The organism is Bradyrhizobium sp. WSM4874 (assembly GCF_055811835.1).
In genome coordinates, this window is record NZ_JBVVPR010000005.1 from 140,301 (window position 1) to 154,699 (window position 14,399).

At 64.7% G+C, this 14,399-nt stretch carries 15 protein-coding genes; 11 read left to right on the top strand and 4 right to left on the bottom strand.

Annotated features, from left to right (window positions below; translation table 11 throughout):
- Window positions 1-30 precede the first annotated feature (30 nt).
- A complete protein-coding gene (locus AC0L3P_RS07345; RefSeq protein WP_473301441.1) occupies window positions 31-1,788 on the bottom strand; it encodes an MOSC domain-containing protein in 1,758 nt (585 codons plus the stop codon).
- Between the two features lie 168 nt (window positions 1,789-1,956).
- Here AC0L3P_RS07345 and AC0L3P_RS07350 point away from each other — a divergent pair, with 168 nt between their 5' ends.
- The 5 genes from AC0L3P_RS07350 (at window position 1,957) to AC0L3P_RS07370 (ending at window position 4,698) form a co-directional block, all read left to right on the top strand.
- The gene (locus tag AC0L3P_RS07350; protein ID WP_473301442.1) at window positions 1,957-2,337 is read left to right on the top strand and encodes a nuclear transport factor 2-like protein; all 381 of its coding nucleotides are present in this window, start codon (window positions 1,957-1,959) and stop codon (window positions 2,335-2,337) included.
- Between the two features lie 274 nt (window positions 2,338-2,611).
- Complete coding sequence (locus AC0L3P_RS07355) at window positions 2,612-3,085, top strand: tellurite resistance TerB family protein (RefSeq protein ID WP_473301443.1); 474 nt, start codon at window positions 2,612-2,614, stop codon at window positions 3,083-3,085.
- Window positions 3,086-3,087: 2 nt separating this feature from the next.
- Window positions 3,088-3,450 carry a hypothetical protein gene (locus tag AC0L3P_RS07360; protein ID WP_275167444.1) on the top strand — a complete coding sequence of 121 codons (363 nt, stop codon included), beginning with the start codon at window positions 3,088-3,090 and terminating at the stop codon, window positions 3,448-3,450.
- Complete coding sequence (locus AC0L3P_RS07365) at window positions 3,447-4,082, top strand: TerC family protein (RefSeq protein WP_473301445.1); 636 nt, start codon at window positions 3,447-3,449, stop codon at window positions 4,080-4,082. The genes AC0L3P_RS07360 and AC0L3P_RS07365 overlap by 4 nt, the downstream gene beginning before the upstream one ends.
- Window positions 4,083-4,113: 31 nt before the next feature.
- Window positions 4,114-4,698, top strand: coding sequence for a TIGR00645 family protein (locus AC0L3P_RS07370; RefSeq protein ID WP_473301446.1), 585 nt, complete (start codon window positions 4,114-4,116; stop codon window positions 4,696-4,698).
- Between the two features lie 22 nt (window positions 4,699-4,720).
- Here the strand turns inward: AC0L3P_RS07370 and AC0L3P_RS07375 are convergent, their stop codons facing one another.
- On the bottom strand, window positions 4,721-5,659 hold the full coding sequence (locus AC0L3P_RS07375) for a LysR family transcriptional regulator (protein WP_473301447.1): 939 nt from the start codon (window positions 5,657-5,659) through the stop codon (window positions 4,721-4,723).
- A gap of 159 nt (window positions 5,660-5,818) precedes the next feature.
- On the opposite strand from AC0L3P_RS07375, the gene AC0L3P_RS07380 reads away from it, so the two are divergent.
- Window positions 5,819-6,394 carry a hypothetical protein gene (locus AC0L3P_RS07380; RefSeq protein ID WP_473301448.1) on the top strand — a complete coding sequence of 192 codons (576 nt, stop codon included), beginning with the start codon at window positions 5,819-5,821 and terminating at the stop codon, window positions 6,392-6,394.
- 32 nt (window positions 6,395-6,426) lie between these two features.
- Here AC0L3P_RS07380 and AC0L3P_RS07385 read toward each other — a convergent pair whose 3' ends face one another.
- Window positions 6,427-7,509: a substrate-binding domain-containing protein gene (locus AC0L3P_RS07385; protein ID WP_473301449.1), complete on the bottom strand. Its 1,083-nt coding sequence runs from the start codon at window positions 7,507-7,509 to the stop codon at window positions 6,427-6,429.
- Window positions 7,510-7,621: 112 nt separating this feature from the next.
- Between AC0L3P_RS07385 and AC0L3P_RS07390 the strand changes: the two genes are divergently transcribed.
- Window positions 7,622-9,106: an aldehyde dehydrogenase family protein gene (locus AC0L3P_RS07390; protein WP_275167804.1), complete on the top strand. Its 1,485-nt coding sequence runs from the start codon at window positions 7,622-7,624 to the stop codon at window positions 9,104-9,106.
- A gap of 187 nt (window positions 9,107-9,293) precedes the next feature.
- On the top strand, window positions 9,294-9,557 hold the full coding sequence (locus AC0L3P_RS07395; RefSeq protein WP_473301450.1) for a hypothetical protein: 264 nt from the start codon (window positions 9,294-9,296) through the stop codon (window positions 9,555-9,557).
- Between the two features lie 7 nt (window positions 9,558-9,564).
- Here AC0L3P_RS07395 and AC0L3P_RS07400 read toward each other — a convergent pair whose 3' ends face one another.
- Window positions 9,565-10,461: an alpha/beta hydrolase family protein gene (locus AC0L3P_RS07400; protein ID WP_473301452.1), complete on the bottom strand. Its 897-nt coding sequence runs from the start codon at window positions 10,459-10,461 to the stop codon at window positions 9,565-9,567.
- Window positions 10,462-10,641: 180 nt separating this feature from the next.
- On the opposite strand from AC0L3P_RS07400, the gene AC0L3P_RS07405 reads away from it, so the two are divergent.
- From AC0L3P_RS07405 to AC0L3P_RS07415, 3 genes are all read left to right on the top strand, one after another.
- A complete protein-coding gene (locus AC0L3P_RS07405; RefSeq protein ID WP_106943045.1) occupies window positions 10,642-12,030 on the top strand; it encodes a class II 3-deoxy-7-phosphoheptulonate synthase in 1,389 nt (462 codons plus the stop codon).
- 4 nt (window positions 12,031-12,034) lie between these two features.
- On the top strand, window positions 12,035-12,388 hold the full coding sequence (locus tag AC0L3P_RS07410; protein WP_275167439.1) for a diacylglycerol kinase: 354 nt from the start codon (window positions 12,035-12,037) through the stop codon (window positions 12,386-12,388).
- 97 nt (window positions 12,389-12,485) lie between these two features.
- Window positions 12,486-14,243: an NAD+ synthase gene (locus tag AC0L3P_RS07415; RefSeq protein ID WP_473301453.1), complete on the top strand. Its 1,758-nt coding sequence runs from the start codon at window positions 12,486-12,488 to the stop codon at window positions 14,241-14,243.
- Window positions 14,244-14,399: the final 156 nt, after the last annotated feature.

Consider the following 14,399-nt stretch of genomic DNA (forward strand, 5'->3'; position numbering starts at 1 on the left):
GGCGCCACCTCGCATAACAGGTCTCCACTTTTATAGATCAATCACGACGTCGTTGCGGGGGCGTGAGCAGCAGATCAGGACATTGCCGTCCGCCGGCGGATCGAGCGGATCCGGCGCATAGTCGACCGTCCCCGCGATCAATCCGCTCTCGCAATTATGGCAGACGCCGGTCCGGCACGACCAGCGCACGGGGACATCGCAGGCTTCGGCCAGCTCCAGCAGGCTGACGTAGGCCGGTCCCCAGCACACGTTGAGGCCGCTGCGGGCGAACGAAACCATCGGGCCGGGGCCGGGGGCGCCGACCGGCGCATGCGCTCGCTTCTGCGGGGAGGACGCTATGCCGGGCGTCAAGGATGGTCCGGCGCCAAACAATTCGGTGTGCATGCGATCCGGTGCGATGCCCAACGTGGTGAGACCAGCTTTCAGATCGCTCATGAAAGCTGGCGGTCCGCACAGATAGAAATCGCCGTCACGCGGCACGCTCAGGTTCTGGAGCAGACTCGCATCCAGATGACCGGCGGTGTCGAAATCCGCCTCCAGTCGGTCGCCCGGATCGGGTGAGCTGTAGCAGACATGGCTGTGATGGTGAGCGAGCCGGGCCAACAGCCCACGCGCCTCGGCGGCAAACGCATGTTCGCGGCCGTTGCGGGTGCCGTGCAGCCACCACACGTCCCGCGTCGTCGCTTCCGCCGCGAGCGCGTGGAGCATTGCGAGCACCGGGGTTACGCCGATGCCGGCGCTCAGCAGGACGACGGGCCGGGCCCCTAGTCCTAGCGTGAAACTGCCGCGCGGCGCACCGAGCTGCACGGCGGCGCCGGCCAGCAGCTCGTCGGCGATGTAGTGGCTGGCGGCGCCGTGCGCTTCGCGCTTGATGCTGATGCGATAGGACGCGGCATCGGCGCCGCTCGAGAGCGAATAGCTGCGTGTCATCGCCTGCGCAGCGGAAGGCTCGAGCCTGATGACGACGTATTGACCGGGCAGGGCAGCCGCCACGGGAAGTCCGTCGACGGGTTCGAGGGTCAGCGACGTCACGTTGCCGCTTTCCGCGATCTTGCGCGCCACGCGAAAGGAGCGGAATCCGCGCCAGGCCGGAGGTGGGCTCGCCGCCGGCCCAAGCCCGGCGTTTCCCGCGGTCTTGTTGTCCTTCTGCTGCTCGAGCAGCGCCTCGAAGGAACGCTGCCAGCCGCGGCTCAGCGCGGGAATCCGCAGCGCGCGCTCCAGGCGTTCGCGCGGATGCGGCGGCATGTAGAGCAGTGCATTGATCTCGAACACGCTCATGCGCTCGGGTCCCACGGCGATCTGCGTGATCTCGTCGCCGGCTTCGACGTCGCCTTCCTCGATCACACGGAGATAGAACCCGGGCCGGCCGTGCCTGACCAGCAGCGCGGCCATGTCCGGCTCGTCCATGCGAATGCCGAGCCGGTAGCAGGTGACGCGCGGTTGCGTCACTTCGAACAGCGCGGAGCCGATCCTGTAGCGGTCTCCGATGCACACGTTGGTGTCGGCGAGGCCCTCAACCGTAAAGTTCTCACCGAACTGGCCATGAACGAGGTTCGATCGACCCAGATGCTCCTGCCAGTACCGATAGGATTCGTCCTGATAGACGAATACGGCACGATGTTCGCCGCCATGACCGGCCGTATCGCCCTGACCGTCGCCATCGATGTTGAGCCGGCGCACCCTGCGCGGGCCTGTGACCTGCGCCTTCCAGGTGCCGGTGTGGACGGTCCGACCCTGCCAGGCGACGTCACGCGGCAGACCGACATTGACCGAAAGCAGACGTGCCATTGCGGGTTCCCCAATCACTGCGCGGCTCTGCCATCATCCTTGCATCCGGAGGGCCTTTTTGGCTCGTTAGTCGTTGTTAGAGGTTGCGAGCAAGTCTTGTCACCGGCTCCCTGCGCGCCAATCTGAAATGGCGTAACGAGGACGCAGTCGGGACAACGGGAGATCACGATGGATGATCAGGGCAAGCTGGCCGCGCTTCAGCGCCATTGGATCGCTTCGGATGCGAACTATTTCGAGGCCGAGCACGACATCTATCGCGAGGACGCGGTGCTCGACTATCCGCAGTCCGGCGAGCGGATCCGCGGTCGCAGCAACATCCAGCAGAGCCGGTTCGTGCAGCCGAACAAGAAGCGCTTCACGGTTCGGCGAATCGTCGGCGCTAACGATCTCTGGGTGAGCGAGTTCGTGCTGACCTATGACGGGGTGCCGTCTTACGTCGTGAGCATCATGGAATTCCGCGACGACCTGGTGGCGCACGAGACGCAATATTTCGGCGACAGGTTCGAGCCGTCGCCCTCGCGGGCGAATCTTGTCGAGCGGACGGGGTAGCACGGGCTCGGTCGCAACACGGAACCGATGCGGCGGCTGGTCGCAGTCGCGTCGTCTTGATTCCGACGGCCCCACCTTTATGTGTGAAAGGAACAAGAATCCGGGCCCCTCTGGCGAGGAAGTCGACATTGTCGGCAAAACCTCGCGATGTCGGATGACCTGTCCCGCGCGAATGCGATGGATCGGCCGATCGTCGGGCCTTCTTGAGAGTCTCTCCGACTAATCGTCCCCATCGCAGCCCCGTGCGGTCATTTCGCAAGATACGGGAGCAACGATGTCCGACGCCAAGCATTCAAATCCGATCGAAATCGAGATCACCGAGCCGTCCAGCCTGAACGAGCAGGCTGCGGTGGCGTTGGTGATCGTCGGCGCGCTGGTTGCGGTCGCCGACCGGCAAGTTTCGCCGGTCGAACGCGACGAGGTCGTCCGTTTCATCCGGGATCGCAAGCTGGCACCGCACATGTCTGACGACCGGCTCTACGCGATGTTCGACGAGCTTGCCGAACGTCTCGAGGAACCGGATTTCGCCAATGTGGTGATCGACAATTTGCGTCCGGTTTCGGACCTGCCGCTGTCGGCCCATTTGATGGAACTGTCGGAGCGCGTCGCGGCCGCGGACGAGGACGTGCATCCCCATGAAGTGCAGGCGATCAAGCTGTTGCGCTTGCTGACGCTGGTGCTGCCGCGCGCAAAGCAGGTGGCGCCTGGTGCAGTGCGTGCCGATCAGCGCGTCGCCGCCGAGGAATAAGCATGAGCGCAGTTTCGGACGAGGATAAGACAGGGACTGCGGGCGCTACCGGCCAGATGGCCGGCGGCGACCCGCGCCTCGACAAGCTTGTCCTTCGCCTGCCGCCGCGCATGGGCGACACCGTCACCTATCTGCTCAAGCCGTCCAGCCGCTGGGTGAGAATTCCCTCGGGCGCGCTGCTCATTGTCGGCGGCGTGCTCTCCTTCCTGCCGGTGCTCGGCGTCTGGATGCTCCCGCTCGGCCTGGCTTTGCTCGCTGAAGACGTGCCCGCGCTGCGATCCTCGCGCGCCAAGGTTTTGGATTGGGTCGAGCGGAAGAAGCCGCATTGGCTCGATTCGTCCGCACCGAAAAATGACCAATCATGACTGAATTCATCACAACCGAAGCGCTGACCGCTCTGTTTCAGGTCGTCCTGATCGACCTCGTGCTCGCCGGCGACAATGCCGTCGTCATTGGCCTTGCCGCAGCGGGCCTGCCGGCCGAGCAGCGGCGGCGCGCAATCGTCGTCGGCATCATCGCCGCCACCGCCCTGCGCATCGTCTTTGCCGGCGTCGCGACCCAGCTTCTGCAAGTGATCGGGCTATTGCTCGCCGGTGGCGTGCTGCTGCTCTGGGTATGCTGGAAGATGTGGCGGGAGCTGCGCGAGCAGTCCGCGCAAGCGAACGAGTTCGCGTTCAGCCACGGCGGCAGCAGCGCTGCTCCTGCCTCCCGAAAGACCTTTAGACAGGCGGCCGTGCAGATCGTCGCCGCCGACGTCTCGATGTCGCTCGACAACGTGCTCGCGGTCGCGGGCGCTGCGCGCGAGCATCCCTACATCCTCGCCTTCGGCCTGTTATTGTCGGTCGCGCTCATGGGCGTCGCCGCCGATTTGCTCGGCCGCGTGCTCCAGAAGCAGCGCTGGATCGGCTATGTCGGCCTCGCCATCATCGTTTACGTCGCCTTCGAGATGATCTATCGCGGGTCGCTAGAGCTCGCGCCTGTGATCGCGAGTCTCTGAGGCAACGTCTGTCTATCATCCGGAGTGATCAATGACGTCCGAACCCAAAGCACCTTCGGCGGTTTCCGTGCCGGCGCCGCAAATCGGCGCGTTCGCCCAACTCATCTTTGGCTCGCGCTGGCTGCAAGTTCCGCTTTATGTCGGCCTGATCGTTGCGCAGGCCGTCTATGTGCTGCTGTTCCTGAAGGAGCTCTGGCACCTGGTCGTGCACTCGTTCGACGCCAGCGAGCAACAGATCATGCTGGTCGTGCTCGGGCTGATCGACGTCGTGATGATCTCAAACCTGCTGGTGATGGTGATCGTCGGCGGTTACGAGACCTTCGTCTCGCGCCTGAACCTCAGCGGTCATCCGGACGAGCCGGAATGGCTCAGCCACGTCAACGCCAGCGTGCTCAAGATCAAGCTTGCGATGGCGATCATCGGCATCTCGTCGATCTCGCTGCTCAGGACCTTCATCGAGGCGGGCAATCTCGGCACGACGCGTAGCAATTTCACCGAGAGCGGCGTGATGTGGCAGGTGCTGATCCATCTGACCTTCATCATCTCCGCGATCGGCATCGCCTGGGTCGACCGCCTCAGCGAGAGCGGCCAGCGCAAGGGAGCCGGCCACGCCTGAGCACTCGACCGGCGGCGCCTGATCAGGCGATCTGCGGGTAGGCCGCGTTTTCCTGCCGCTCGCGCTCGCCCAATTCGCGCACCAGCTCTTGCAGGAAGGATTCCGTGTAGGCGGGCAGGGTGCGCTCGGCGCGAACGTAGATGCCGAGGTCGGACCAGACCGGGCTGCCGGCATTGTCGAGCGGCAGGAAGACGAGCCGGCTGTCGCGTGACAGCCGGCCGATGCCGAGCTGGGTCTGGAAGGCGACGCCGACGCCGCGCGCGGCGAGCTCGCGCATCAGGTCGATCGAGTTGGCCTGGATCGCCGGCTCCGGCGTCTCGGACAGCTGCGCGATCAGCGGCTGGAGCAGATGATAGATCGACAGCTCCGGCAGCGCGTGGATGACGGGAAAAGCGAGACATTGGGTCAGCGTGACCGTCTTGCCGCGCGCCAGCGGATGCTCGCGTGCGACGACTGCACCCAGGCGAAACCGTTTCAAGGCGACCTGGCGCAGGTCCGGCGGATGGCGCAGCGCCATGGCGATGCCGATGTCGGCCTCGGCCCGGCTCAGTGCCTCCAGCACATCCGACGATCCCTTCACCTCGGCGGTGAAGCTGACGCGCCGGGCCCGGCCGCGATGGGAGGCGATCAGGTCCGGCAGCACCGATTCCGTGAGCGACTCGATGCAGGCAATGCTGACGGTGCCATGCCAGGTCCCCGACAGGGACGCGACGTCCGAGCGGAAGCGATCGAGGTCCTGGAGCACGTTCATGACGTGCCGGGCCAACATCTCGCCGACCGTCGTCAGCGTCAGGCCGCGCGCATTGCGCTCAAACAACGGTGACCCAACCTCCTGTTCAAGCTTGAGAATCTGGCGGCTTACAGCCGACGAGGCAACGTTCAGCACGCGCGCCGCGGCCCGGATCGAGCCGGTGCGGCGGACGGCGTGGAAGTACTGGATGGCCGGTGAGTGAAAGCGCATGGGACCCCCGGGTCTGACTATAACTGTTGCCGAAACGGCATCAACATGTACGAAATTCTCTGCTTTTCGAGCGCGCTTCTCCCACCTAGGTTCGCCGCCGGCTTGGCCGGTCCCGCCGGACCGTCATGCCATGCGCAACGAGGCGCGAGGGGATCCGGGGTGGACGAGAACATTGTTTGCGAGGTCGCGCCGGACACGCGTCTGGTCGATCGCCGTCGCGCGGCTGCCTATGTCGGCGTGACCGCCGGACGCTTCGAGCAGCTGGTGCGCGACAGCGTCGTGCCACCGCCTGTTATGGTGGACAACAAGCGGCGCTGGCCGCTCGTGTTGCTCGACGTGGCGAAGGACGCGGTTGTCAGCAGCAGCATGCCATGCCTGCCGCAGGTGACGGTCGAGATTGCGCAGGACGCGCGTCCCTGCGAACGGGCCCCGGCACCAGCCTCGCACGAACTGCCGGACCATGCCTGGTTCGAGCAGCGCGCGCGGTTCGTTCAGCGCGTGCGCCGGTCGCTGCTCTCGGGCAACGAGATACGTCTTTTGCGCGAGTTCAAGCTGCTCAGGCAGAACCAGATCAGCATGTTCGGCTATTACGGCAGCTTCGAAGCCCTGATGGTGCGCGGCTACATCGTCGAGCTCGCGCGAAAGCCTCCGTCGAGCCGTCCGCTGGTGACGTATCGCCTGACCGCCCAGGGCGAGCAGGTCATGTCGGCGCTGAAGGACGAGCCGGCGATCTGACCGGCGCGGACAGGTGATGGAATCCTCCGGCATCATCGCACGGCGTGCATCTCCAGAAACGCCTTCACGCCGGTGACGGTGCCGGTGTCCGACGGCACATAACCCGGCAGGGTGGCGACGGCCGCGCGAAAATCGGCGCTGCGGATGATCTCCAGGATGCGTCGCATCGGCCCGGTGTCCAGGAACGCGCGCTTGCAGACGAAGAAATAATCCTCAGTCAGGAGCCGGATGAAATCGAGCCCGAAATGCCGGGCGGCGGCTTCGACGCCGAAACTCGCATCGGCCATGCCGCTTGCGACATAGGCTGCGACCGCGGCGTGGGTGAACTCGATCTGTTGCGCGCCGTTGATGCGGCTCTCGTCGATTCCATTTGCCGCGAGCAGTTGGTCGAACAGAAGCCGCGTGCCGGAATCGTGGTTGCGGTTGACGAAGCGGACTTTTGGTCCGGTGAGATCATCAATAGACGCGATGCTCAGCGGATTGCCGCGCGCGACCATCAATCCCATTTCGCGTGTGACGAAGCTGATGATGCGATCCTCGCGCGAATCGAGCCATTCGCGCGCAGCCTTGATGCCCTGGGCGCGTAGGGCGCCGTGCGGCAGATGCAGGCCCGAGAGATCGCAGGCCCCCTGCGCCAGAGAGACCAGTGAATGCTGGTTGCTGACATAGCGCAGATCGACGCCGATGCCGGGCTCGCGGTCGAGGAATTCGCGCAGTTTTGCGACCGCAAAACCGTGGCTGGCATGCACGCGGATCACCGACGGGCGCTGCTCGAGGAACGGCTTGATCTCGTTCGCCAGCTCCTGCGCCAGATTTTCGAGCTGAAGTCCGAGGCGGGCCTGCATGCGCTCGCCCGCCCACACCAGCCGCTCGCCGAACGGTGTGAGCTTTGAGCCCTTGCCGCGCTGGGTTTCCACCAGCGGCGTGCCGAAGAACTCCGACCATTGCTCGATCAGATTCCAGACGTGGCGATAAGAGAGGTGCGCGTCCTTGGCTGCGCTGGTGATCTTCCCGGTTCTCCTGATCTCGTTGAGGACGCCGAGCATGACGATGGCGGTGCGCGGATTGCCCTCGCGGCGAAACCGCCAGACGGCCTCGATCTCGATCTGAAGCATTGGTCCTCCTTATGAACTACACTTCATATGACGGCGATCCATTTGCAATTCATATCATATTTACTCAGGCCTGCCGGCGTCTAGTCTGGTATACCAAACTGGAGGAAATATGATGTCTGTTGCATATGACTTTGCACATTCGCCTGCGAGCGAGTTCATGTCCCGGCCACAGCATCTGCTGATCGACGGCCGCCGCGTCCCCGCAAGCTCCGGTCGCACCTTCAAGTCGCTCAATCCGGCCACCGGGCAGGTCATCGCCGTCGTCGCCGAAGGCAACGAGGCCGATGTGGAGCATGCGGTCGCCGCCGCGCGCCGGGCTTTCGAAGGCTCCTGGCGCACAATGCGGGCGTCCGAGCGCGGCCAGATCCTGCTGCGCTGGGCAGACCTGCTCAAGGCTCACGCCGAGGAGATCATCGAGCTCGAGTCGATCGATGCGGGCAAGCCGATCGCCGCGACATCGCGGCAGGATTTTCCGGCCGCCGTCGACACGCTGATCTACTATGCGGGTTGGGCCGACAAGATCAGCGGCGACGTCGTGCCCGTGCGCGACGATGCCCTGACTTACACCGTGCGCGAACCGGTCGGCGTGGTCGCGGCGATCGTGCCCTGGAATTTCCCGCTGATGATCGGGATGTGGAAGCTCGCGCCGGCGCTGGCCTGCGGCTGCACCATCGTGATGAAGCCGGCCGAGCTGACCTCGCTGTCGGCGCTGCGCATCGCCGAGCTCGCGCTCGAAGCCGGCCTGCCGGCGGGCGTCTTCAACGTGGTCACTGGCCCCGGCCGCGTCGTCGGCGACGCGCTGGTCAATCACCCCGACGTCGACAAGGTCACCTTCACCGGCTCTCCCGGTGTGGGGCGGGGAATCATGAAGGGCGCCGCAAGCAATTTCAAGCGCGTCTCGCTCGAGCTGGGCGGCAAGTCGGCCAACGTCATTTTCGACGATGCCGATCTCGAAGCCGCATCGAAAGCTGCGGCTTCCGGCATCTTCTTCAATGCCGGCCAGGTCTGCTCGGCCGGCTCGCGCGTGCTGGTGCAGGAGAAGGCCTATGACGAGGTCGTCGAACGACTGGCGGCGCGCGCAAAGTCGCTCAGGATCGGCGACCCGCTCGACCGCAAGACGACGCTCGGCCCCGTCATATCCGAGAAGCAGATGAAGTCGGTCCTCGACTATGTCGAGATCGGCCGGAAGGAGGGCGCGACCCTCGTCACCGGTGGCGAGAAGGTCGGCGATCGCGGCTACTTCATCAGCCCCGCGGTGTTCGCGAATGTCGCGCACGAGATGCGGATCTCGCAAGAGGAGATCTTTGGCCCCGTCGTCAGCGTCATCAAGTTCAAGGATGAGGCCGACGCTTTGCGGATTGCCAACGGCACGGCTTACAGCCTCGCCGCCGGCGTCTGGAGCCGCGACATCGGCAGGCTGCAGCGCTTCGCCAAGCGGGCGCGCGCGGGCACGGTGTGGATGAACACCTATGGCTACACCGACGTGCGCCTGCCCTGGGGCGGCGAGCGCGACTCCGGCCTTGGCCGCGAGCACGGTTCCGCCGCGCTCGACAATTTCACCGAGCCAAAGGCTGTCTGGATGAATCTGGCCGTCTGATACCTCCTGAGCGGCCAAGCCTGGAGCCCGCCTGACCACCCGTGCAGGCGGGCTCTTTTTTCGAGATCGATAAAATTGTCTGCATTCCGCTCAGCGGCGGCAAACCCTGCGAACAAGAACTGTGCGGCCTTAAACCCCGGCTTTGGAACCGGCGTGCATTCTGCCTGCAACAGGGTGGGGCATCAGCATGTCAGTTCTTAGGGAGGTCGTCGTCGCGATCGCGGGAGTGTACGCACTTCTGTTCGCGTGCGACGCAGTGTTCGGGATCGGCGAGGCGCGCTTCGACGACACCTATTACAGCGCCAGCTTCTACGCGCCGCGGCCGAAGGAGTTTCGTTTCGCCGGCGATACGCCGCCGGCCGTCCGCGTCAGCGAGGCATTTGCGCAATTCGCGCCGGGCGAGGCCAAGCCGAACAAGCGCTACTCGTCGCTGACGACGATCCTCCGGTAAGCGCCGTCTACTCTCCCTGAATCCATTCCGCGACGCCACGCCACAATGTGTCCCGGTGGTCGGGGCGGAAGAAGCCGAAATGGCCGATCGCCTTGGCGCCGACGTCGGACGGCTTCACGTTAATTACCTCCGGCTTGATTGCGGTGAATCCGCTCGCAAGCAGCTCGACAGCGGGCCGCGTCGCCCAGGGATCGTCGGAAAAGCAGAGTGTGCGCAGCTCGCCCTTGAACCTGGCGAAATTCTCCAGCTCCGGCAGCTTTGAATCGAAGAGATAGCGCGGGCTCGAGACCCAATCGGCCCATTGCAGGAAGACGCCCTTGGGCAAATCCTCACCGATGCCGGCCCAGCCCGGCGCATAACCGAGCGCGTGGACGAGCGGCACGCCGACAAAATTCATGAAGGCGAAGACGCGGTATTTTTCCGGCGACGTCATCAGCCGCCAGGTCGCCGCCTGCGAGGCCACGAACGCGGCGCGCGAAATGTCCGTGTTGTTGGCGATCAGCCCGAGCGCCTGGCCGCCAAAGGAGTGACCGACATAGGCCAAGGGCAGGGTATTGTAGCGCTGGCGCATCCAGTGCACTGCGGCGGTGACGTCGAGCGCGGCCCAGTCCGACATCGAGGCCTTGAAGCCGACCAGCGATTTCGGCTGGTTGTAGCCGACCATCGCCGGCAGCCGGGAGTCGCCGATGCCGCGATAGTCGTAGGTCAGGACCGCGCAGCCGCGATGGGCGAGATAGGAGGCAAAGCCGCGATAGATTTTTCGCGGGACGGCGGTCGCCGAATTGACCAACACGGCATGACGTTTGGTGCCGCGCGGCAAGAATAGCGTACCGCTCAGCGCATACCCGTCGGTCGCCGGGAAGCTGATCTCGTCGATGAAAACGTCGTCCAGTGCCACGTCCATGGGCCGAAGGTATCTTGCCAGTTCCGAGCCGTTTCCCAGCAAATGCGAATTTGGCTTTCCCCGCAAGGCTTTGCAGTGCCAGACGGATTTACAACTGGCGGCCGGTGGCCAGCCTGTGTATAAGGCGACCCTCGCAACCCACAGATCAGGTTGTGCTTTTTGCTTCACGGAGAGATTGCGATGTCCGAGCGGTGGACGCCCGAGTCCTGGCGCAGCAAGCCGGTGCTACAGGTGCCCGATTATCCCGACGCCAAGGCCCTGGCCGACGTCGAGGCGCAGCTTGCGACCTTTCCGCCGCTGGTGTTCGCGGGCGAGGCGCGCAATCTGAAGAAGGCGCTGGCGCGGGTCGCGGCCGGAGAGGCCTTCCTGCTGCAGGGCGGCGATTGCGCCGAGAGTTTTGCCGAGCACGGCGCCAATAACATCCGCGACTTCTTTCGCGTGCTGCTCCAGATGGCGGTGGTGCTGACTTATGCCGGCGCCGTCCCGGTGGTGAAGGTCGGGCGCGTCGCCGGCCAGTTCGCAAAACCCCGGTCCTCGCCGATGGAGAAGATCGACGGCGTCGAGCTGCCGAGCTATCGCGGCGATATCGTCAACGACATCGCCTTCACCAAGCAAGCGCGCGTCCCCGATCCGCAGCGCCAGCTGATGGCCTATCGCCAGTCGGCGGCAACCCTAAATTTGTTGCGCGCGTTCGCGACCGGCGGCTACGCCAATCTCGGCAGCGTGCATCAGTGGATGCTCGGCTTCCTCAAGGATAGTCCGCAGTCCCGCCGCTACAAGGAATTGGCCGACCGGATCTCCGATGCGCTCAATTTCATGCGCGCCTGCGGCCTCGATCTCGAGGCCCATCCCGAGCTGCGCGCCACCGATTTCTACACCAGCCACGAGGCCCTGCTGCTCGGCTACGAGCAGGCCATGACCCGTGTCGATTCCACCACTGGCGACTGGTACGCGACCTCGGGTCACATGATCTGGATCGGCGACCGCACCCGCCAGCTCGACCACGGCCATATCGAATATTTCCGCGGCATCAAGAATCCGATCGGGCTCAAATGCGGCCCGTCGCTCAAGCCCGACGAGCTGCTGAAGCTGATCGACGTGCTCAATCCCGACAACGAACCGGGCCGGCTGACGCTGATCGGCCGCTTCGGCTCCGACAAGATCGGCGAGCACCTGCCCAACATGATCCGCGCCGTGAAGCGCGAGGGCAAGGTGGTTGTCTGGTCGTGCGATCCCATGCACGGCAACACCATCACCTCGACGTCAGGCTACAAGACGCGGCCTTTCGACCGCATCCTGTCCGAGGTGAAGTCGTTCTTCGCGATCCACGCCGCGGAAGGCACCCATGCCGGCGGCGTGCATCTGGAGATGACCGGTCAGGACGTCACCGAGTGCCTCGGCGGCGCCCGCGCGATCACCGACGAGGATCTCAACGACCGCTATCACACGGTCTGTGATCCCCGGCTCAACGCCGAGCAATCCATCGACATGGCTTTCCTGGTCGCAGAACTGCTCAAGCAGGAACGCGCAGGCAAGGTCAGGCCGATGCCGGCCGCGGCGGGGCTCTAAGACCTTGCTGCGAATCTGGAAGGCCACGATCAATTCCCGTAACGGTCTGGCCTTTGCGTTCCGCTCGGAGCAGGCCGTCCGCGAGGAGATCGTTGCGCTCCTGTTGTCGCTGCCGCTCGCATGGTTCGTCGGCGCGACCGCGATGCGCGCGGTCGAGCTGATCTGCGCGGTCGCGTTCGTGCTGGTGGTCGAGCTGCTCAATACTGCGATCGAGAAGCTTGCCGACCGGCTGACCATGGATCACGACAAGCAGATCGGACGGGTCAAGGACATGGGCTCGGCCGCGGTCGGTATTGCGCTCCTGATGGCCGGCGCGTTCTGGATCATCGCCATCATCGAGCGTTTGGGATTTCTCTAAAGCGCGTATCGCGCTCTAGGCTGTTTTTTGAGCATGATCTTTTCGGAAAACCGCTTCACACTTTTCCGGATCATGCCGTGATCGGAGCGCGGCGGCCATGACCGAACGTCTCAACGCATTCGCGGTCACGGTCGCCCAGCTCAATCCGACCATGGGCGACATCGACGGCAATGCCGCGAAAGCGCGCGCGGCTCGCCTGCGGGCAGCCGCTGACGGCGCCGATCTCGTGCTGCTCCCGGAATTGTTCATCGCCGGTTACCCGCCGGAAGACCTCGTGCAGAAGCCCTCCTTTCAGGCCGCCTGCCGCGCTGCGATCGAAGCGCTCGCGCGCGAGACCGCCGATGGCGGGCCGGCCATGCTGATCGGCACGCCCTGGGTCGAGGAGGGCAGGCTCTACAATGCCTGCGCGCTGCTCGATGGCGGCCGTATCGCTGGCTTGCGCTTCAAATGCAATCTGCCGAACTACGGCGTGTTCGACGAGAAGCGGCTGTTTTCGCGCGGCCCTGCGGCCGGTCCCGTCACCGTGCGCGGCGTGCGCATCGGTGTGCCGATCTGCGAGGACATCTGGCTGGAGGAGTCCGAGGACTACGAGAACGTGGTCGAGACGCTGGCCGAGACTGGCGCCGAGATCATCCTTGTGCCGAACGGCTCGCCTTACGCCCGCAACAAGGCTGACGTGCGTTTGTCGGTCGCGGTCGCGCGCGTCACCGAGAGCGGCCTGCCGCTGGTCTATCTCAACCAGGTGTGCGGCCAGGACGAGCTGGTGTTCGACGGTGCTTCCTTCGCGCTCAACGGCGACCTTTCGCTCGCGGCGCAATTGCCGGCCTTCGCGGAAAGTATCACCACACTGCGCTTCGCGAGAAGCGGCGACGATTGGCGTTGCACCGGTCCGATCGCCGCGCAGCCCGAGGGCGACTACGCCGACTACGCGGCCTGCGTGCTGGGCTTGCGCGACTACGTCGCCAAGAATGGCTTTCCGGGCGTGCTGCTCGGGATTTCCGGCGGCATCGACTCCGCGCTGTGCGCAGCGATCGCGGTCGATGCACTGGGTGCCGATCAGGTGCACGGCGTGATGCTGCCTTATCGCTACACTGCGGCAAGCTCGATTGCGGATGCCGGCGAGCTCGCCGGCCATCTCGGCATCCGCTACGAGGTGCTGCCGATCGCGGAAGCGGTGACCGGGTTCGAGACCATCCTGTCCGGCGTCTTCAAGAATCTGCCGCCTGATGTCACCGAGGAGAATCTCCAGGCCCGCACCCGCGGCACGCTACTGATGGCGATCTCCAACAAGACCGGCCTGATGGTGGTGACCACCGGCAACAAGTCGGAAATGTCCGTCGGCTACGCCACGCTCTACGGCGACATGAATGGCGGCTTCAATCCGATCAAGGACATCTACAAGACGCAGGTGTTTCGGCTGGCAAGCTTGCGCAATTCGTGGAAGCCCGAGGGGGCGCTGGGGCCGGCCGGTGAGGTGATCCCGCCCGACATCATCACGCGTCCACCGACCGCGGAGCTGCGCGAGAACCAGACCGACCAGGATTCGTTGCCGGCTTACGACGTGCTCGATGCCATCCTGGAGCGTCTCATCGAGCGCGAAGAGCCGCTCGACCAGATCATCGCCGCCGGCTTCGACCGCGAGACGGTCATCCGCATCGATCATCTCCTCAATGTCGCCGAATACAAGCGCCGCCAGGCCGCCCCCGGCGTCAAGGTCACGGCCAGGAATTTCGGCCGCGACCGCCGCTATCCCATCACCAACCGTTTTCGCGACAAAGGCGAGCAGCTCGCCGCCCCGGACGAGACGCTGGTATCGCGCGGGAGCAAAGCCTCGATCGACGCGTTCGAAGGGTGAGGCTGGCCGAAGTTCGTGGATGGACGCTGTCGCCACGTACGACGCCGTCATCATCCGCGAAGGCGGATGATCCAGTACGCCGCGGCGGGCGTTGTCGAAACCCAAGTGATGACACGGAGTACTGGATGCCCGCCTTCGCGGGGCATGACAGTTGTG